This is a genomic window from Klebsiella sp. K-3 (genome assembly GCF_051207495.1).
GTDB classification, from domain to species: Bacteria; Pseudomonadota; Gammaproteobacteria; order Enterobacterales; family Enterobacteriaceae; genus Klebsiella; species Klebsiella aerogenes.
Window position 1 is genome coordinate 82438 of the sequence record NZ_JBPNXF010000006.1, and the last position, 17966, is coordinate 100403.

General features: G+C 54.7%; 19 protein-coding genes. 11 read left to right on the forward strand and 8 right to left on the reverse strand.

From position 1 onward, the window contains the following. Window positions 1–14: 14 nt before the first annotated feature. Together ACSEMK_RS10930 and ACSEMK_RS10935 are read left to right on the forward strand one after the other, a co-directional pair. Window positions 15–656, forward strand: coding sequence for a hypothetical protein (locus ACSEMK_RS10930; RefSeq protein ID WP_045386549.1), 642 nt, complete (start codon window positions 15–17; stop codon window positions 654–656). 6 nt (window positions 657–662) lie between these two features. After that, window positions 663–1892, forward strand: a complete 1230-nt coding sequence (locus ACSEMK_RS10935; RefSeq protein WP_430914928.1) for an O-antigen ligase family protein — start codon at window positions 663–665, stop codon at window positions 1890–1892. A 20-nt stretch (window positions 1893–1912) separates the two neighbouring features. Here the strand turns inward: ACSEMK_RS10935 and ACSEMK_RS10940 are convergent, their stop codons facing one another. From ACSEMK_RS10940 to rfaD, 4 genes are read right to left on the reverse strand one after another with little or no spacing between them, the layout of a single operon-like run. After that, window positions 1913–2827, reverse strand: a complete 915-nt coding sequence (locus tag ACSEMK_RS10940; RefSeq protein WP_087858937.1) for a sugar glycosyltransferase — start codon at window positions 2825–2827, stop codon at window positions 1913–1915. Beyond that, window positions 2827–3798: a lipopolysaccharide heptosyltransferase RfaC gene (rfaC, locus tag ACSEMK_RS10945; protein WP_087858938.1), complete on the reverse strand. Its 972-nt coding sequence runs from the start codon at window positions 3796–3798 to the stop codon at window positions 2827–2829. Before rfaC ends, ACSEMK_RS10940 begins: the two co-directional genes overlap by 1 nt. 3 nt (window positions 3799–3801) lie before the next feature. Further along, entirely contained in the window at window positions 3802–4860 is a 1059-nt protein-coding gene (gene rfaF, locus ACSEMK_RS10950; RefSeq protein WP_271032710.1) for an ADP-heptose--LPS heptosyltransferase RfaF, read from the reverse strand. Between the two features lie 9 nt (window positions 4861–4869). Beyond that, window positions 4870–5802, reverse strand: a complete 933-nt coding sequence (gene rfaD / locus ACSEMK_RS10955; RefSeq protein ID WP_045390625.1) for an ADP-glyceromanno-heptose 6-epimerase — start codon at window positions 5800–5802, stop codon at window positions 4870–4872. A 212-nt stretch (window positions 5803–6014) separates the two neighbouring features. Here rfaD and kbl point away from each other — a divergent pair, with 212 nt between their 5' ends. From kbl to ACSEMK_RS10975, 4 genes are all read left to right on the forward strand, one after another. Further along, entirely contained in the window at window positions 6015–7208 is a 1194-nt protein-coding gene (gene kbl, locus ACSEMK_RS10960; protein ID WP_113374040.1) for a glycine C-acetyltransferase, read from the forward strand. A 12-nt stretch (window positions 7209–7220) separates the two neighbouring features. Then, window positions 7221–8246 (forward strand): L-threonine 3-dehydrogenase, encoded by a 1026-nt coding sequence (gene tdh / locus ACSEMK_RS10965; protein WP_015369171.1) that lies wholly within the window; start codon window positions 7221–7223, stop codon window positions 8244–8246. A 175-nt stretch (window positions 8247–8421) separates the two neighbouring features. Further along, window positions 8422–9150: a hypothetical protein gene (locus ACSEMK_RS10970; protein ID WP_430914927.1), complete on the forward strand. Its 729-nt coding sequence runs from the start codon at window positions 8422–8424 to the stop codon at window positions 9148–9150. A gap of 166 nt (window positions 9151–9316) precedes the next feature. Continuing rightward, window positions 9317–10108: a glycosyltransferase family 2 protein gene (locus tag ACSEMK_RS10975; protein ID WP_087858941.1), complete on the forward strand. Its 792-nt coding sequence runs from the start codon at window positions 9317–9319 to the stop codon at window positions 10106–10108. A 6-nt stretch (window positions 10109–10114) separates the two neighbouring features. Here ACSEMK_RS10975 and ACSEMK_RS10980 read toward each other — a convergent pair whose 3' ends face one another. Genes ACSEMK_RS10980 through gpmM form a run of 3 tightly spaced genes read right to left on the reverse strand, consistent with a single transcriptional unit; the run spans window position 10115 to window position 13891 of the window. Next, on the reverse strand, window positions 10115–11062 hold the full coding sequence (locus tag ACSEMK_RS10980) for a divergent polysaccharide deacetylase family protein (protein ID WP_045390634.1): 948 nt from the start codon (window positions 11060–11062) through the stop codon (window positions 10115–10117). 3 nt (window positions 11063–11065) lie between these two features. Beyond that, entirely contained in the window at window positions 11066–12337 is a 1272-nt protein-coding gene (gene envC, locus ACSEMK_RS10985) for a murein hydrolase activator EnvC (RefSeq protein ID WP_045390637.1), read from the reverse strand. Between the two features lie 9 nt (window positions 12338–12346). Then, window positions 12347–13891, reverse strand: coding sequence for a 2,3-bisphosphoglycerate-independent phosphoglycerate mutase (gpmM, locus tag ACSEMK_RS10990; RefSeq protein WP_430914926.1), 1545 nt, complete (start codon window positions 13889–13891; stop codon window positions 12347–12349). Between the two features lie 246 nt (window positions 13892–14137). On the opposite strand from gpmM, the gene ACSEMK_RS10995 reads away from it, so the two are divergent. From ACSEMK_RS10995 to cysE, 5 genes are all read left to right on the forward strand, one after another. Then, the gene (locus ACSEMK_RS10995; RefSeq protein WP_015369178.1) at window positions 14138–14569 is read left to right on the forward strand and encodes a rhodanese-like domain-containing protein; all 432 of its coding nucleotides are present in this window, start codon (window positions 14138–14140) and stop codon (window positions 14567–14569) included. A gap of 105 nt (window positions 14570–14674) precedes the next feature. After that, entirely contained in the window at window positions 14675–14926 is a 252-nt protein-coding gene (gene grxC, locus ACSEMK_RS11000) for a glutaredoxin 3 (protein ID WP_015369179.1), read from the forward strand. Window positions 14927–14985: 59 nt separating this feature from the next. Beyond that, window positions 14986–15453 carry a protein-export chaperone SecB gene (gene secB / locus ACSEMK_RS11005; protein WP_015369180.1) on the forward strand — a complete coding sequence of 156 codons (468 nt, stop codon included), beginning with the start codon at window positions 14986–14988 and terminating at the stop codon, window positions 15451–15453. Further along, the gene (gene gpsA, locus ACSEMK_RS11010) at window positions 15453–16472 is read left to right on the forward strand and encodes an NAD(P)H-dependent glycerol-3-phosphate dehydrogenase (protein ID WP_430914925.1); all 1020 of its coding nucleotides are present in this window, start codon (window positions 15453–15455) and stop codon (window positions 16470–16472) included. Before secB ends, gpsA begins: the two co-directional genes overlap by 1 nt. An 80-nt stretch (window positions 16473–16552) precedes the next feature. After that, window positions 16553–17374: a serine O-acetyltransferase gene (cysE, locus tag ACSEMK_RS11015; RefSeq protein WP_004106845.1), complete on the forward strand. Its 822-nt coding sequence runs from the start codon at window positions 16553–16555 to the stop codon at window positions 17372–17374. 81 nt (window positions 17375–17455) lie between these two features. On the opposite strand, the gene trmL is transcribed toward cysE, so the two are convergent. Beyond that, entirely contained in the window at window positions 17456–17929 is a 474-nt protein-coding gene (gene trmL, locus ACSEMK_RS11020) for a tRNA (uridine(34)/cytosine(34)/5-carboxymethylaminomethyluridine(34)-2'-O)-methyltransferase TrmL (protein ID WP_015369182.1), read from the reverse strand. Window positions 17930–17966 lie beyond the last annotated feature (37 nt).

The window sequence follows — 17966 nt, forward strand, 5'->3', positions numbered from 1 at the left end:
GATACTGAGGTTTTATGAAGATAGCAACCGTACTACGCTCTGGCGGTGATTATAACCAAAGCCATGTGCAGTGGTTATACAAACAATTGCCAGCAGACATCGAGAAAGTGTGCTTTACCGATTTAACTATTCCTGGCGTTAACACCATTAAACTAACTGAAGATTTGCCAGGTTGGTGGTCAAAAATCGAGATGTTTAATCCGGATTCGGTTGCCGAAGATATTTTTTATCTCGATTTAGATGTCGTCGTTGTCGGTGATATTAGCGATATTCTGGCAAATAAACAGCTGACCATGCTGAGTGATTTTTTCTTTCCTCAGAAAACGAAAAACTCTGCCATCATGCGCGTTCCGCATGAGGAAAAGTACAAGGTCTGGGAAGCGTTTAAGCGCTATCCTGAGCTATTCATGACGCGCTATCAGAGCGGTGGCGACCAGGAGTTTATCAGCAAAATCTATCCACACGCCGCTATCTGGCAGGACATTTTACCCGGACAGATCGTTAGCTATAAAAAGCATGTCATTCATAAGAAGAAGAATGAACATGCCACCGGTGATGGCACCGTGCCTGCGGGGACGCGAATTGTCTGTTTCCATGGAAAACCACGTCCTTGGGACTGCGGTGAAGCCTGGGTGCCACCATTTGAGAAAGCTTAATTATTTATGAGTAAAGTGATGTCGCCTGTGACAATATTGCTTCTGGCAATATTGTCATGTGTTTTTGTGATGCCGGAGAAAATCATGGGTAGGAATCTTTTTTACCTATCTTCGGTGATTACCTTAATTTATGCCGTAATTAACAGAAAGCGTCTTACTTTTAAAAAAGAGGAGATATTTCTGTCTCTGACGTTATTGATGTTAGGGGCCTCACAGCTTATTTGGTCATATCGCTTTCCGGGTAATCCGTCTGAAATTTATATGGCTGATGTTAGCTATCCTCGCTCAGGCGCTTATTTGATGATCGGCTCGGTGATGATGCTACTCTTGCCAGCGGTATTACGGACAACAACAATACAATATGGAAAAAGCTTGAGTTACGCATTAGTCGCGGGCTTTTCAGTATTGACGTTGTACGCTTTACATTATCATTTTTTTGTTTCCGGCGATCGTCTGAGAATCGATAACTCCGCAACCTTAAGCGCCTATCTTTATACGATATACTCGTTATTGACGCTGTATGCTTTAGCTTGCGTCAATATCCGCTATCGCAACTATATTGCCAGCGGTGTGATATTTTTCTCGCTGTGGATTATTTTTCTGACCGAAACTCGCTCGGCGCTGCTTATTTATCCGGCGGTACTGCTCTATGCCTTACTGACCGGTAACGTGATGTCGAAGAAAAAATCAGCGCTGGCGTGCCTGATGCTGTTGGTTGCTGGCCTGGCAGTGATTGAGTTGGCGTTTCCCTCGCTGAAAGATCGGGCGAGTGAAGCGGTCACCGAGATCTCGGATTATCAAAGCGATAACAATACCTCGATGGGTTCCCGGCTCAGTATGTGGCATACCGGGATCTATGAAATTATTGCTCATCCCGGTGGCGTAAGCTCGCAGCAGCGTTTCCAGATCCTCTCGCAATTGATGTATGAGAAAGAGCAGGGGAATCCCGAGGGGTTACGCAACATTGTTTATCATCTTCATAATGATTTGATCGAAACCATGTCGCTACAGGGCGTTATTGGCGGCCTCTTCCTGCTGGCATTGTATGGCGCGATGCTGCTCTATGTTTACAGAAAGGCGACGCTGAAATGTGCATTGGCGTTTATTGGCGCGCCGGTGATTCTTTTTGGCTGCGTCGATACTCTGTTTATCCACGACAGATTTATCATTATGTTTATTGTGGCGTTAGCCGTTTTCACGGCGTTATCGCCGGAAAAGTCTGCGGAAGAATCGTGATGGAATGATGAAGTGGCCGTTCAGGCCACTTCATGTAGCGCTTGAGATAACGGCATTTTAGGAAATACCTGTTCAGGAATTGCGCTATTAAGGGAAAGATTAATTACCGTAATACCCTTTGCCTGTAAATGACGGCTGGCGAGTTCAAAGGCGGGGAAAACCATACCATCTACTTTATCTGCGAGATAGGATGGGAGCTTATTGTCGCCGTTTTCATAAAATCGCGGTTGCTCAAAATTATTCATATCCAGACCGGCAATAATAATTCTGTTGAATCCCAGCCAGGCGATAATCTGCAGCGCCCAGTAAGCCACCGTTCCCGCATCAAATATCCCTTTGCGAATATCGGTTGAGAAACCAATATGGCTTAAGTGCTGGTGCAAAAGCGCACTTGGGGAGCGGCTAAAGGCCGTTGCGATATCGTTTCCGGGGATCTTCGGCTGGTAAATCTTATAACAGGCATCTTCAATCAGGGCGAGTCGACACTGAATATTGTTGAGCCCGATGCGCTCAATGATTTTGGCAATACCGTGGGTAGTGGTAAAAAAGAGGATTCGCGGATTACTGACAATACCGGCGATAACCTCAGGTTTACGATCAAAAAACTCCATATCAACGATCAGATACAGAGAAAACCCTAGCTTTCCTTCGAGAAAGTAAGCGCCGTTGACGCCCATTACCGGCAACGATGACGGGATAATCGAAAAATCGACATCGTTGATCGATGGGCCGGTCGCGGTGAGCAGCATTGGCCCGGAGAAAGCGTTTTTTAATTCACTTAGGCTACAGAGCGGTACCGATTCGCCCTTGTATTGTAAGGCACAAATTTCACCGCTTTCCGCCCGGCGGATCTTTACCCACGGCCACAGGTTTTCATTGTGGCGATAGGCGCGCGGGCGGGTATAGCGATAAATTTGCTTGAATAGCGATCCCATTAAACCAATCCCTGTGCTTGCAACAGTTGCTGAACATGCTCAGCGGTAATATCGCCGGTGCTGCTACCGTGCGGCGGGCGGACAATATGCTGGTTTTTACCATATCCGCCAATCAGTCCCGGATCGGTTGGGCCGTAGAGCGTGAAATTGGGTTTATCGAGCGCCGCGGTCAGATGGCTCAACCCGGTGTCGACGGAAACCACGCCGCGTGCGCCAGCCAGAATCTGCGCAACCTGCTCAAGGCTCATGCGCGGCAGTACATCGACGTTATCGCGTCCTTCCGCCAGCCGTTTTGCCCGCGCCTCTTCGTGCGGCGCGCCCCACGGCAGCTTAATACGTACGCCGCTACCTGCCAGTAGATCGAGAAGCGCTTGCCAGCATGCTTCCGGCCAGTGTTTATCATCGCGGGTGGTGGCGTGCAGGAAGACCAGATACGGCTCTGTTGCCGGTGCGTCAGGGCGAATAAAGTGGCGCGCGATGGCGTAATCACCCTGCGTTTGCGGCCTGGCATAGCCCAGGCTTTTGGCGAACAGTTCGCGCGTACGCTCTACTGCGTGCTGCTCGACAGCAATATGGTGGCGACGGTTATAAAACAGGCTTGCCAGCGGCTCGCGGGCGGACTGCCAGTCCATGCCATGTTTGACGCCGTGCGCCAGACGCGTTACCAGCGCGGCGCTTTTCACCAGCCCTTGCGCATCAATAATGGCATCGTAGTTGACGGCCTTTACGGCATCGCGAAAGGCTTTTCTTTCCGCTTTGATAGGCGCGGAAAACCAGGCTTTGCGCCAGCGGCGAATCGCCACCGGAATCACCCGCTCGACGGCGGCATGCCATGAAGGGATCTGCGCGAAGCCCTCTTCAACCACCCAATCAAAGCGGATGCCGGGAATGGCCTGGGCAGCGTCGGTCAGCGCGGGCAGCGTGTGCAGCACGTCGCCCATGGACGAGGTTTTTACGATCAATACCCGCATCCGTTACGCTTCCTCGTGCTCGGTTTTTTCCGTCAACAGTTCGTTCAGCTCTTGCAGGACGCGTTCTGGAGTGATGTCGATCAGGCTTTGATGATAGCCCTCAGCGGCATCGCCTTTGCGCACCTTGTGGTAGCCGCTAATCAGGCGAATAACCCGCGCTTTATGCGACAGGGGCGGGGTAAAGTCCGGGCTGCTCGGGCCGTAAAGCGCCACCAACGGGCGGTCCAGCGCGGCGGCGACGTGCATCAACCCCGAATCGTTGCTGACCACGGCCTGACAGGCGGCAATCAGAATCACGGCCTGTTCCAGCTGGGTTTCGCCAGCCAGGTTACGACACCAGGCCTGCTGCTCGCTGCTAAGCGCGGCGATGATCTCTTTGCCGGCATCGTTATCTTTCGCCGAGCCGAAGAGCGCAATCTGATAACCATCGTCAATGAGCTTTTTCGCCAGCGCGGCGTAGTGGTAATGCGGCCAGCGTTTGGCAGGGCCGAACTCTGCGCCGGGGCAGAAGCCGATAATGGGCCGATCGTTTGAAAGATTAAAGGCGTTGCAGGCCTGTGATTTTTCGCCGTCGTTGACCTGCAGCTGCGGCCATAGCAGCGGCTGCGGAAGGTCTTTAGCGCAGCGCATGACGCCGTTGTCGTAGGCCAGCGCCACGTAGCGCTCCACCATCAGCGGCCAGGCGTCTTTATCCAGCACGCGGGCGTCGTTAAGCAGGCCATAGCGCATCTCGCCGCGCCAGCCGGTGCGCAGCGGGATGTTGGCAAAGAATGGCACCAATGCCGATTTAAACGAGTTCGGCAGCACGTAAGCGCGATCGTAGCGACGATCGCGCAGACTGTGGCCGAGTTTGCGGCGTTCGCCGATAGCCAGCGCGCCGTGGCCGAGCGGCATGGCGATCGCTTCGTTGACTTCCGGCATGCGCGATAACAACGGACGGCACCATGCCGGCGCCATCACGTCGATAATCGCCTGGGGATAGCGCGCCCTGAGCGTACGATAAAGACTTTGCGACATCATCATGTCGCCCACCCAAGACGGGCCTATCACCAATATTTTCATGCTTGTTTCTTACGCGTCGCGGTTGAGCCAGGCCATATATTCCGTTACGCCTTCGGCAACGGTTTTGAACGGTTTGTCATAGCCCGCTTTACGCAGGTTAGTCAGGTCGGCCTGCGTGAATGCCTGATAGCGGCCTTTCAGTTTGTCCGGGAACGGGATGTATTCAATGCTGCCTTTCTTATGGTACGCCAGGGTCGCATCGGCGACGGCCTGGAAAGATTCCGCGCGGCCGGTACCGAGGTTGAAGATACCGGAAACGCCATTTTCCCAGAACCACAGGTTCACCGCGGCGACGTCGCCGACATAGACGAAGTCGCGTTTGAAGCCGTCGCTGCCTTCGAACAGTTTCGGACTTTCGCCATTATTCAGCTGGGTATTGAGGTGGAAGGCCACGCTCGCCATGCTGCCTTTGTGCCCTTCGCGCGGCCCGTAGACGTTGAAATAACGGAACCCGACGATCTGTGAATCCGCTTCCGGCAGGATCTGACGGACGTATTCGTCGAACAGGAATTTAGAGTAGCCGTAGACGTTCAGCGGTTTTTCAAATTCGCGGGACTCGATAAAGTCGCTGGTGCGCCCGCCGTAGGTGGCGGCGGAAGAGGCGTACAGGAACGGGATTTCGCGCTCCAGGCAGTAGTGCAGCACCTCTTTGGAGTACTGATAGTTGTTATCCATCACATACTTGCCGTCCCACTCGGTAGTGGAAGAGCAGGCGCCTTCGTGAAATACCGCTTCAATCTCGCCAAACTCTTCGCCGGCCATAATCTGGATCAGAAAATCTTCTTTATCCATGTAGTCAGCGATGTCCAGATCCACCAGGTTTACGAATTTGGTGCCGTCTTTCAGATTGTCTACAACCAGAATATCGGTGATGCCTTTGTCATTCAGGGCTTTAACGATGTTGCTGCCGATAAAGCCTGCGCCGCCGGTTACGATGATCATAACTGTACCTTTGAAGTAGAAAGCCCGGAAACAATCCGGACATGAATACTCCTATCATATCACTACATCCGAAAGGCTTCAGCCATTCGCCGAAAAGGTGCTGGCCGTGCGTGATTTATGCTGCAAATTATTCATTCAGGCATGCATCATCTCGTATCAACGTATAGCTTTGGGTAATATGTGCCAAATTTTGCCGAATCTGGAGAGTTGCAATGCGTGGTGATTTCTACAAACAGTTAACCAATGACCTGGATACCGCGCGCGCGGAAGGGTTGTTTAAAGAAGAGCGTATCATTACTTCGGCTCAGCAGGCGGACATCACCGTCGGCGACAGCCACGTCATTAACTTCTGCGCCAACAACTATCTGGGCCTGGCGAACCACCCGGAACTGATTGCCGCGGCGAAATCCGGCATGGACAGCCACGGCTTCGGGATGGCCTCGGTGCGCTTCATCTGCGGTACCCAGGACACACATAAGCAGCTCGAGAAGAAGCTGGCGGATTTCCTCGGTATGGAAGACGCGATTCTCTACTCCTCCTGCTTTGATGCCAACGGCGGCCTGTTTGAAACGCTGCTGGGGCCGGAAGATGCCATTATCTCTGATGCCCTGAACCACGCGTCGATCATCGACGGCGTGCGCCTGTGCAAAGCTAAGCGTTTCCGCTATGCCAACAACGATATGCAGGAGCTGGAAGCGCGTCTGAAAGAAGCGCGCGAAGCCGGCGCTCGCCACGTGCTGATCGCTACCGATGGCGTTTTCTCGATGGACGGCGTGATCGCCAACCTGAAAGGCGTCTGCGACCTGGCGGATAAATATGATGCGCTGGTGATGGTCGATGATTCTCACGCCGTGGGCTTTGTCGGCGAAAACGGCCGCGGTTCCCATGAATATTGCGACGTGATGGGCCGCGTCGACATCATCACCGGCACGTTGGGTAAAGCGCTGGGCGGCGCGTCAGGCGGTTACACCGCCGCGCGCAAAGAAGTCGTTGAGTGGCTGCGCCAGCGTTCTCGTCCCTATCTGTTCTCCAACTCCCTGGCGCCGGCCATTGTCGCCGCTTCCATCAAGGTGCTGGAGATGGTGGAAGCGGGCAGCGAACTGCGCGATCGCCTGTGGGCTAACGCGCGCCTGTTCCGCGAAAAAATGACCGCAGCAGGCTTTACCCTGGCAGGCGCCGACCACGCGATTATCCCGGTGATGCTCGGTGAAGCTACCGTCGCCCAGGAGTTCGCGCGCGAATTGCAAAAAGAAGGTATTTACGTCACCGGTTTCTTCTATCCGGTGGTTCCAAAAGGCCAGGCGCGTATTCGCACCCAGATGTCGGCGGCGCATACCCCTGAACAAATTGAACGTGCGGTGGAAGCCTTTACCCGCATCGGCAAACAACTGGGCGTCATCGCCTAATAAGGGTGTGAGATGAAAGCGTTATCCAAACTGAAAGCGGAAGAAGGCATCTGGATGACCGACGTACCGGAACCGGAAGTCGGCCATAACGATCTGCTGATTAAAATCCGTAAGACCGCGATTTGCGGTACCGACGTGCACATCTATAACTGGGACGAATGGTCGCAGAAAACCATCCCGGTACCAATGGTGGTGGGGCATGAGTATGTCGGCGAAGTCGTGGGTATCGGTCAGGAAGTTCGCGGCTTTAAGCTTGGCGATCGCGTTTCCGGCGAAGGGCATATCACCTGCGGACACTGCCGTAACTGTCGCGGCGGTCGCACGCATCTGTGCCGTAACACCATCGGCGTGGGGGTAAACCGCCCGGGCTGTTTCGCTGAATATCTGGTGATCCCGGCCTTCAACGCTTTCAAAATCCCGGACAATATCTCTGACGATCTGGCATCCATCTTCGACCCGTTCGGCAACGCTGTGCATACCGCGCTCTCCTTCGACCTGGTCGGTGAAGATGTTTTGGTTTCCGGCGCTGGCCCGATCGGGGTGATGGCCGCGGCGGTGGCGAAACATGTCGGCGCGCGTAACGTGGTGATTACCGATGTTAACGAATATCGCCTGGAGCTGGCGCGTAAAATGGGCGTCACCCGTGCGGTTAACGTCGCCAAAGAGAATCTGAACGATGTGATGGCGGAGCTGGGGATGACCGAAGGCTTCGACGTGGGTCTGGAGATGTCCGGCGCGCCGCCGGCGTTCCGCACCATGCTTGATACCATGAACCACGGCGGACGTATTGCGATGCTGGGTATTCCTCCGTCGGATATGTCTATCGACTGGACCAAGGTCATCTTCAAGGGGCTGTTTATCAAAGGGATTTACGGCCGCGAAATGTTTGAAACCTGGTATAAGATGGCGGCGCTGATCCAGTCTGGCCTCGATCTTTCGCCAATTATCACCCACCGTTTCGGTATTGATGACTTCCAGAAAGGCTTTGACGCGATGCGCTCCGGCCAGTCTGGCAAAGTGGTACTGAGCTGGGATTAAACTTATTATCGTCAGGATGACGCTAATAAGCATTCTTGCTGCCCATAGTTTATGGGCAGCATATTCTTCACATATATATTGATAATAAAGTTTTTGTTATTACCACAGCCACTATTGAACTGAACCCAGTTTTATTTATATTCTGCCATATCTTCATTTAACAAGGATGGTATATATGGCGCACCCTATTTTTATCAACCGTCTTTGGCAATTGAAGAGTATTGTTTTACCGGCGTTACTGTTTTTTATGAGTTTCAGCATCCTGGCTGAGCAAAGGCTTGAACATGGCGTGCTGCAAGCCTACTGGAAGGCGCAATGGAGCGATAATGTGACCATTAATGTTCCGGCCCTCGGATTTCGCTATTATTGGCTGGATGACCAGGGGAAATTTAAAAAAGTCATCAATATATATGTTAAGGGAACGCTGAAAGAACAGTTGCTGTTTATTCGGCAGAACTTTAGTGATATCCCAGAAAATTTTATCAGATTTCGCGAGTGGTACGTTAACCAGCAGGGCAGTCTGCTGGTTAATAATATCGCGCAGTATACTGAATGCAGCAGTGAGAATTATAGCGCCGTATTGCTTTCTTTTGTTCCTGCGCAAAATAAACCTGTATCCAATATCGACGATATGCATGCTCAGGTCCCCTGCGGCGGGGACGGACGCTATCCCTGGTTAACGACATATCATTTACAGCATGAATGGAATCAGCATTCATTCAAAGAATGGCCAGATGATAATGCGAATAATACATATTCCGTTATGGCTGATGACGTGGTGGTTAAAATACGCACTATTAACAAATACTGGATCTATGCCGCTCTTTACGATGACAGCAAAGCGGACCGTATGAGTGATAAACGGGGGTACATCAGGAGGGAGCATCTCAAACCCGATAACTGACACCTGGCGGTATCGGGCAAGGTGATGAAATTTATCTCAAGGTAGATTTATTTAGATTTGGATAACATTTCTAAAATAATACGTATCTACCGCACTATTTCCGCATCGATCTTTTGCCTATTCGTTTATACAGTTGGTTTACTCTTCGTTTAATCGCATAAACCCTATGTTTAAGCTCTCAGTATGCTTGCTTACCTGTAATTCGGCCCGCTTATTACGGGAAGTCTTGCCGCCGCTGTTGCGGGTGGCGGATGAGTTTATTGTCGTTGATTCAGGCAGTACGGATGAAACGCTGCAGATATGTCAGCAGTTTGGCATAACGGTTCATCACCACCCCTATGCCGCCCACGGCCTGCAGATGAACTATGCGACCTCGCTGGCGACCCATGACTGGGTGCTATGTATGGATAGCGATGAAATTCTGGATGAACAAGTGGTTGCGGCGATTCTGGCGCTTAAGGCGGGAGAGGAGCCGGACCCCAGTTGTGCATGGCGCCTGCCGCGCTACTGGTTCGTGCTTGGCGAACAGGTGCGGACTATTTATCCCATCTCATCGCCGGATTACCCGGTACGCCTGTTCAACCGCCAGCGGGCCAGTTTTAACCAGCGGCCGGTAGACGATCAGGTGGTCGGCCATCTGACCTCGATAAGGCTTCCGGGCTTTGTCCGCCACGACACCTTCTATTCACTGCATGAGGTGTTTAACAAGCTCAACAGCTATACCACCCGGCTGGTGAAGGCGCAGAAGGTCAGGCCGTCGCTCAGTCGCGGGATCATCAGCGCTATCGGCGCATTTTTTAAGTGGTATCTGTTCAGCGGCGCGTGGCGCAGCGGCAAAGTGGGGGCAGTAACCGGCTTGTACGCCACCTTGTACAGCTTCATGAAGTATTTTAAAGCCTGGTATGCTCACGACGGTAAGCGGCAGGGAACCGTGACGGAGAAGCGCACGGATCCCTGATGAAGATTAGTTGGTGGGGCTATCCCAGCCCTGCCATTTAAGCTGGTAATACTGGACCAGTGCGCTCTGGCTGATGCTTTCGCTCAGAATGCTAAAGAAGCGGCTGGCGTTCACCGGCTCCAGCGGACGCTTCGGTTTGCAGTACTTCACGCCGTGGAACGGGTTACGCGGCTTCTGCTGCTGCGGCACGTTTGGCTGGGCAGGCGTGTTCGGCGTCGAGTTGTCGACCTGCGGTTCGTTTAGCAGGCTGCTCGGGCGCACCAGCGTGATATCTGGCGGCAGGTTATAAACCATTTGCTGTAGTACCCGCACCGTTGAAGGATGGGGATGACCAATGGCGATAGCCGAACCGTTACGCCGCGCCAGCGCGATGGCGCGATTGAACTGAGTGCGGATGTCCGCCTCGTTCTGGGTGTCGTCGAGAAACACTTTGCGTTTAATTACCTTCACGCCGGTTCCCTGAGCGGCACGCATGGCCTGGGTGTTGCCGATAGTCACACTATCGAGAAAATAGAGATTGTAGCGTTCCAGCGCCTGCATCACCTTCTGCATGCCGAACAGGTTAGAAGTCATGGCGCTACCCATGTGGTTGTTCAACCCGACCGCGTAAGGCACTTTACCGTAAGCCTCACGAATAATACGTTCGATCTCATCGCTGCTCATATCCGGGCGCAGGGTGTCTTTTTCCAGCGGTTGCTTGCTGAGCGGCGCCATCGGCAGGTGGATCAATACTTCATGGCCCAGATTATGCGCTTTGGTGGCCATTTCCCGGGCGTGGGGGGCATTCGGCAGCACGGCAACGGAGATGGTGGGCGGCAGCGCCAGCACCTTATTTTCCGTCTGCGGACGGTAGCCGAAATCATCGATAACGATAGAGAGTTTACCGGCGAAAACCGGCGCAGCAATAGCCAGTGAACCGGCTACAGCAAGTGCAATCATGCGAAATTGAAGCAAAACTTATCTTCCCAACCACGGCTGTGGATTGACCGCCTGACCCTGGCGGCGAATTTCGAAATAGAGCGACGGACGACCCTGACCGCCGCTACTGCCTACCAGCGCGATAGCCTGGCCCGCGCGGACCTGGGTACCGACGCTGACCAGCGCGCTTTGGTTATAGCCGTAAAGACTCATGTCGCCTTTGCCGTGTTCAACGACGACCACCAGGCCGTAGCCCTGCAGCCAGTCGGCGAGGATCACCCGACCGTCGGCAATGGCTTTGACTTCGGTGCCCTCAGACGCAGCGATAACCATCCCTTTCCAACGTAGTTCACCTTGCAGCTGTTCGCCATAACGATGAAGAATTGTTCCGCGAACCGGCCAGAAGGCCTGACCGCGCGGCGCGCCGAGGCCGCCGGTTCGCGACATCAATGAACGTTCGCTTTCGGTTGGTTTATAGGTGGTGCCTTTGCGCGAGGCTTCCTGCTGACGGTCGCGTACCGCCTGGGCATCACGAGCCTCGCGATCGGCGCGGGCTTTGGCTGCCGCTTCCGCCTGGGCGATGCGGCCGCGCAGGCGCGATTCGTTAGCGCGCAGTTCGCTGAGCTGCTGTTGGCCTTTCTGAATGGAGGATTCGAGGCTGGAGAGCGTCTTTTTACGCTCGTTGCGCGCCTGCTCAAGCTTGGCCTGCTGCGCTTTTTGCTCGTAAACCAGCGTTTGCTGCTGGCTTTGTTTTTCTTCCAGCATCGATTTCTGTACCGCGACTTCTTCGCGCGTCTGCTTGAGCTGGGCGATGGTCTCCTGACGGGCCTGGTTAAAGTAACCAAAATAGGCCTGCAGGCGCTGGTTGCGCTGCCCCTCTTCGCCGCTGAGGATCATCTGCATGCCGGTATGCGGCCCCTGGCGGAAGGCGGCGTCAAGCTGCGCGGCGAGGTTACGTTCCTGGGAGGCACGCTGGCGCTCCAGCTTAGCGATAGACGCGTTCATCTCGTCGATCTGCTTATTGAGCTGGTTGAGGGTATCCTGAGTTTCACGCAGCTTACGCGCGGCGGCGGAGATCGCCTCTTCCTGCGCTTTTAGTTGGGCGAGCAGAGAGGAACGTTGCTGCTGCTGTTGCTGAATCGCGCGCTGTTTGGCGGCGATATCGGCCTGAATGGATTTCAGCTGGTCGCGGTCATCGGCGTGAGCGGATGCGGCGCACAGCAATACGCCAGCGCTAAGCGCGCTGGCGTAAAGAACGGATCGAACAGCCGTTGCGATCCATGTATTTGAATAAGTCGCCTTTCCCCTCATGGGGAAGGATTATTCCACGATGAACAGCGGCTTGCCAGTCATCTCTTGCGGGATTTCCATTCCCATCAGCGATAGCATGGTTGGCGCGATGTCGGAAAGCTTGCCGCCTTCGGCTACTTTCACGGTTTTGTCGCCAACGTAGATCAGCGGAACCGGCAGGTTAGTATGCGCGGTGTGCGCCTGTCCGGTCGCCGGATCGCGCATTTGCTCGGCGTTGCCGTGGTCGGCGGTGATCAGCAGCTGACCGCCGACGGATTCAACGGCCGCGGTCACTTGTTCGATACAGTGATCCAGCGCTTCAACCGCTTTCACCGCCGCTTCCATCACCCCGGTATGGCCAACCATATCGCCATTCGGGTAGTTACAGATGATGGTGTCATACTGGCCGCCTTTGATGGCCGCAACCAGTTTTTCGGTCAGCTCGGCAGAGCTCATTTCCGGCTGCAGGTCGTAAGTGGCAACCTTCGGCGAGTTAATCAGAATACGGTCTTCGCCTTTGAACGGATCTTCTACGCCGCCGTTAAAGAAGAAGGTCACGTGCGCATATTTCTCGGTTTCGGAGATGCGCAGCTGGGTTTTGTCGTGCTTCGCCATCCACTCGCCGAAAGTGTTAACCAGTGAAGCTGGTGGATAAGCGCAAGCGACTTTGATGTCGGCGGCGTATTCGGTCAGCATCACGAAATCGAGGTTAACGACTTTCTTACGCGCGAAGCCGTCGAAGTCGGCGTTAACGAAGGCGCGGGTGATTTCGCGCGCGCGGTCAGCGCGGAAGTTCATGAAGATCAGCGCGTCGCCGTCTTCCATCGCGGCATCGGCCTGGCCCGCGGCGCGGATAACGGTCGCTTTAACGAACTCGTCGTTTTCATCACGGGCGTAGGCTGCCTGCAGGCCCGCCACCGCGGTGTCGGCCTGGAATTCGCCTTTGGCCAGCGTCATCAGGTCATAGGCTTGTTCTACGCGATCCCAGCGGTTGTCGCGGTCCATGGCGTAGTAGCGGCCAATGATAGAGGCGATACGGCCTTTGCCCAGCGCGGTGAATTTAGCTTCGAATTTAGCCAGCGTCGCTTCAGCGCTGCGCGGCGGCGTGTCGCGGCCATCGAGGAAAGCGTGCAGATAGATTTTCTCTGCGCCGCGCTCGGCGGCCAGTTCTACCATCGCCATGATGTGGTCTTCGTGGCTGTGAACGCCGCCAGGCGACATCAGGCCCATGATATGTACCGCTTTACCTGCGGCGACGGCTTTGTCGACCGCGCCGGTCAGCACCGGGTTGGCGAAGAAGGTGCGTTCTTTGATTTCAACGTCCAGACGGGTCAGATCCTGATACACGATACGACCCGCGCCGAGGTTTACGTGACCCACTTCGGAGTTACCCATCTGGCGGTCAGGCAGCCCGACTTCCAGACCGGATGCGTCAATCAGGGTGTGCGGACGTTTTGCCCACAGCGCGTCCATTACCGGCGTTTTCGCGCTATAAATGGCGTTATCCTGTTGGTCTTCACGGTAGCCGTAGCCATCCAGAATCACCAGTACCATAGGTTTTTTAGTAACCGACATTGCGACAACCTCATGCTCAAAGACAGAAAATTTGCGTAATTTTACTACAGCTGAATCGATCAAATCACCGTAAAAGATCAAAGAAAGGGAAGAGGCGACGCCAGAGCTGATGGCGAAGTCGGCTTTTTTTTCGTGACGGGCCGCAGAAAATACATTACATCGCGCTCACTGGCTGTATTTGCCGCAATGCACAGGTATACTCCTTCCCTGGTTTTTTTATCACTTAGTCGGGAGTTGTAACCCCCCATGCAAGAAATTATGCAATTCATCGGCCGTCACCCGGTCCTGAGCATCGCGTGGATCGCGCTGCTGGGTGCGGTACTGTTCACCACCTTTAAAGGCTTGATGTCAAAAGTTAAAGTCATTACCCGTGGTGAAGCGACGCGTCTTATCAACAAAGAAGAAGCCGTTGTTGTCGACCTGCGTCAGCGTGACGACTTCCGTAAAGGCCATATCGCTGGCGCTATCAACCTGCTGCCTGCCGATATCAAAGCAAATAACGTCGGCGAGTTGGAAAAACACAAAGCACAACCCATTATTGTTGTGGATGGGTCCGGCATGCAGGCGCAAGAGCCTGCCAGCCTGCTGAATAAAGCCGGATTCGAAAAAGTCTTTGTACTGAAAGAAGGCATCGCAGGCTGGAGCGGCGAGAACCTTCCGCTGGTACGCGGCAAATAATTTACCCCCGCGTCGTTATGGCGCAGCGGTTCCCCCGATAACCACTCAGGCGGCGGGGGAGCCTCTGCGGCGTAAAATCACTCGGGGTAAAAACAGGAGTGAGTCATGGCCAATATTGAGATCTATACCAAAGCGACCTGCCCGTTCTGCATCCGCGCCAAAGCGCTGCTGAACAGCAAGGGCGTGACGTTCAACGAACTGCCTATCGATGGCGATGCCGCGAAGCGCGAAGAGATGATCCAGCGCAGCGGCCGGACGACGGTTCCGCAGATTTTTATTGATGCGCAGCACATTGGCGGCTGTGACGACTTGTATGCGCTTGATTCACGTGGTGGACTTGATCCCCTCTTGCGCTAATTTTTACGCTTTCCCCATTCAGGGGCGCGTATTTAAGGACAACACGAAAGGGTTTTACTATGTCAGAACAAAACAGCACCGAAATGACTTTCCAGATTCAGCGCATCTACACCAAAGACGTTTCCTTCGAAGCGCCAAATGCGCCGCAAGTTTTCCAGAAAGATTGGCAGCCTGAAGTTAAACTTGATCTGGATACCGCTTCCAGCCAGCTGGCTGAAGGCGTTTATGAAGTGGTGCTGCGTGTCACCGTAACTGCTTCGCTGGGCGAAGAAACCGCATTCCTGTGCGAAGTACAGCAGGGCGGCATCTTCTCCATCGACGGCATCGATGGCAACCAGATGGCGCACTGCCTCGGCGCGTACTGCCCGAACATTCTGTTCCCGTACGCTCGCGAGACCGTTACCAGCCTGGTTTCCCGCGGCACCTTCCCGCAACTGAACCTTGCGCCGGTGAACTTTGACGCGCTGTTTATGAACTATCTGCAACAGCAGGCTGGCGAAGGTGCTGAACAACATCAGGATGCCTGATGAACGCGCTTAATGCTGCAATGACTGTGATCGGTGCCGGCTCTTACGGCACCGCTCTTGCCATCACCCTGGCAAGAAATGGCCACGAGGTCGTCCTCTGGGGTCATGACCCGAAACATATCGCGACGCTGCAACACGATCGCTGCAACGCCGCGTTCCTTCCCGATGTGCCCTTCCCGGACACGCTGCGCCTTGAGAGCGATTTAGCGACGGCGCTGGCCTCCAGCCGCGATATCCTCGTGGTGGTGCCGAGCCATGTCTTCGGCCAGGTTCTGCGCCAGATTAAACCGCTGATGCGTTCCGATGCGCGTCTGGTGTGGGCGACGAAAGGTCTGGAGGCCGAAACCGGCCGTCTGCTGCAGGACGTGGCGCGTGAAGCGCTGGGCGATGACATCCCATTAGCGGTCATCTCCGGTCCGACTTTCGCCAAAGAGCTGGCCGCCGGCCTGCCGACGGCGATTTCGCTGGCGGCGACGGATCCGCAGTTTGCGGAAGACCTTCAGCGCCTGTTGCACTGCGGTAAAAGCTTCCGCGTCTACATCAACCCGGACTTTATCGGCGTACAGCTGGGCGGCGCGGTGAAAAACGTTATCGCCATCGGCGCCGGAATGTCTGACGGTATCGGCTTTGGCGCGAATGCGCGTACGGCGTTGATCACCCGTGGGCTGGTGGAAATGTCCCGTCTCGGCGCGGCGCTGGGCGCCGATCCGGAAACCTTCATGGGCATGGCCGGGTTGGGCGACCTGGTACTGACCTGTACCGATAACCAATCGCGAAACCGCCGTTTTGGCATGATGCTCGGACAGGGCATGGACGTGCAAAGCGCGCAGGACAAGATTGGCCAGGTGGTTGAAGGCTATCGCAATACCAAAGAGGTTCGCGTTCTGGCGCAGCGTTTAGGCGTCGAAATGCCAATAACCGAGGAAATTTATCAGGTATTGTATTGCGGAAAAATTGCGCGCGAGGCAGCATTGACCTTATTAGGTCGCGCACGCAAGGATGAACGCAGCGCCAACTAGCCGCAGGGAAAGTCTGTTACCTGTATGACCCGGTCAGCGAAGAACTGACCGGTCATAATTCTTACCGTCTGGAGTATGCAATGCCGTGTGAAGAACTGGATATCGTCTGGAACAATATTAAAGCCGAAGCCCGGGCTTTGGCCGACTGTGAGCCGATGCTCGCCAGTTTTTACCATGCAACGCTACTCAAGCACGAAAATCTGGGCAGCGCCCTGAGCTATATGCTGGCGAATAAGCTGGCCTCGCCGATTATGCCCGCTATCGCCATTCGCGAAGTGGTGGAAGAGGCCTATGCCGCTGACCCGGAGATGATCGCTTCCGCCGCCTGCGATATCCAGGCGGTACGTACCCGTGACCCTGCGGTCGATAAATACTCAACGCCGTTGCTCTACCTGAAAGGCTTCCATGCGCTGCAGGCCTACCGCATTGGCCACTGGCTGTGGAATCAGGGGCGTCGCGCGCTGGCTATTTTCCTGCAAAACCAGGTCTCCGTCTCTTTCCAGGTCGATATCCATCCGGCGGCGAAGATTGGCCGTGGGATCATGCTCGACCACGCCACCGGTATCGTGGTCGGTGAAACGGCGGTGATTGAAGACGACGTATCCATTCTGCAGTCCGTGACCCTCGGCGGTACCGGCAAAACTAGCGGCGACCGTCACCCGAAAATTCGCGAAGGCGTGATGATTGGCGCCGGGGCGAAGATCCTCGGCAATATCGAAGTCGGGCGCGGGGCGAAGATTGGTGCCGGTTCCGTGGTGCTGCAACCTGTGCCGCCGCATACCACCGCCGCAGGCGTACCGGCGCGCATCGTCGGCAAGCCGGAGAGCGACAAGCCGGCAATGGATATGGATCAGCATTTTAATGGCATCCACCATACCTTCGAGTACGGCGACGGGATTTGATTTATTGCCATTTGCCGCTGTTAAGCTCAGAGAGGTAGCCCGGATAAGGCGCAACGCGCCGCAATCCGGGAACCGCTCAGGTTAGCTGCGCAACACGGCTCCAGGGTATCCCAACTGACGCCAGGCTTCATACACCACCACCGACACCGCGTTTGACAGGTTCATGCTGCGGCTGTCCGGCATCATCGGAATACGGATTTTTTGCTCCGCCGGTAGGGCATCGAGAATGCTGGCCGGTAGGCCGCGCGTTTCCGGACCAAACATCAAGAAATCACCATCCTGATAGCTTACCGCGCTGTGGGCGGGCGTGCCTTTGGTGGTGAGGGCGAACAGCCGCTGCGGCTTCGCGCTGGCGACAAACGCCGCGTAATCCGCGTGGCGCTGTACGGCGGTGAACTCGTGATAATCCAACCCGGCGCGTCTCAGGCGTTTATCGTCCCAGGTAAAGCCCATCGGCTCAATGATATGTAAATTGAAGCCGGTGTTGGCGCACAGGCGGATGATATTGCCGGTGTTCGGCGGGATTTCTGGTTCGAATAATACGATGTTCAGCATACTGCCCCCTTAATTGCGGGGGGCAGAATAGCAGATA

What these genes read in the sequence shown, in the direction of transcription:
- ACSEMK_RS10930 (WP_045386549.1), top strand. Translation starts at nt 15, where the DNA reads ATGAAGATAGCAACCGTACTACGCTCTGGCGGTGATTATAACCAAAGC.
- ACSEMK_RS10935 (WP_430914928.1), top strand. Translation starts at nt 663, where the DNA reads ATGAGTAAAGTGATGTCGCCTGTGACAATATTGCTTCTGGCAATATTG.
- ACSEMK_RS10940 (WP_087858937.1), bottom strand. Translation starts at nt 2,827, where the DNA reads ATGGGATCGCTATTCAAGCAAATTTATCGCTATACCCGCCCGCGCGCC.
- rfaC (WP_087858938.1), bottom strand. Translation starts at nt 3,798, where the DNA reads ATGCGGGTATTGATCGTAAAAACCTCGTCCATGGGCGACGTGCTGCAC.
- rfaF (WP_271032710.1), bottom strand. Translation starts at nt 4,860, where the DNA reads ATGAAAATATTGGTGATAGGCCCGTCTTGGGTGGGCGACATGATGATG.
- rfaD (WP_045390625.1), bottom strand. Translation starts at nt 5,802, where the DNA reads ATGATCATCGTAACCGGCGGCGCAGGCTTTATCGGCAGCAACATCGTT.
- kbl (WP_113374040.1), top strand. Translation starts at nt 6,015, where the DNA reads ATGCGTGGTGATTTCTACAAACAGTTAACCAATGACCTGGATACCGCG.
- tdh (WP_015369171.1), top strand. Translation starts at nt 7,221, where the DNA reads ATGAAAGCGTTATCCAAACTGAAAGCGGAAGAAGGCATCTGGATGACC.
- ACSEMK_RS10970 (WP_430914927.1), top strand. Translation starts at nt 8,422, where the DNA reads ATGGCGCACCCTATTTTTATCAACCGTCTTTGGCAATTGAAGAGTATT.
- ACSEMK_RS10975 (WP_087858941.1), top strand. Translation starts at nt 9,317, where the DNA reads ATGTTTAAGCTCTCAGTATGCTTGCTTACCTGTAATTCGGCCCGCTTA.
- envC (WP_045390637.1), bottom strand. Translation starts at nt 12,337, where the DNA reads ATGAGGGGAAAGGCGACTTATTCAAATACATGGATCGCAACGGCTGTT.
- gpmM (WP_430914926.1), bottom strand. Translation starts at nt 13,891, where the DNA reads ATGTCGGTTACTAAAAAACCTATGGTACTGGTGATTCTGGATGGCTAC.
- ACSEMK_RS10995 (WP_015369178.1), top strand. Translation starts at nt 14,138, where the DNA reads ATGCAAGAAATTATGCAATTCATCGGCCGTCACCCGGTCCTGAGCATC.
- grxC (WP_015369179.1), top strand. Translation starts at nt 14,675, where the DNA reads ATGGCCAATATTGAGATCTATACCAAAGCGACCTGCCCGTTCTGCATC.
- secB (WP_015369180.1), top strand. Translation starts at nt 14,986, where the DNA reads ATGTCAGAACAAAACAGCACCGAAATGACTTTCCAGATTCAGCGCATC.
- gpsA (WP_430914925.1), top strand. Translation starts at nt 15,453, where the DNA reads ATGAACGCGCTTAATGCTGCAATGACTGTGATCGGTGCCGGCTCTTAC.
- cysE (WP_004106845.1), top strand. Translation starts at nt 16,553, where the DNA reads ATGCCGTGTGAAGAACTGGATATCGTCTGGAACAATATTAAAGCCGAA.
- trmL (WP_015369182.1), bottom strand. Translation starts at nt 17,929, where the DNA reads ATGCTGAACATCGTATTATTCGAACCAGAAATCCCGCCGAACACCGGC.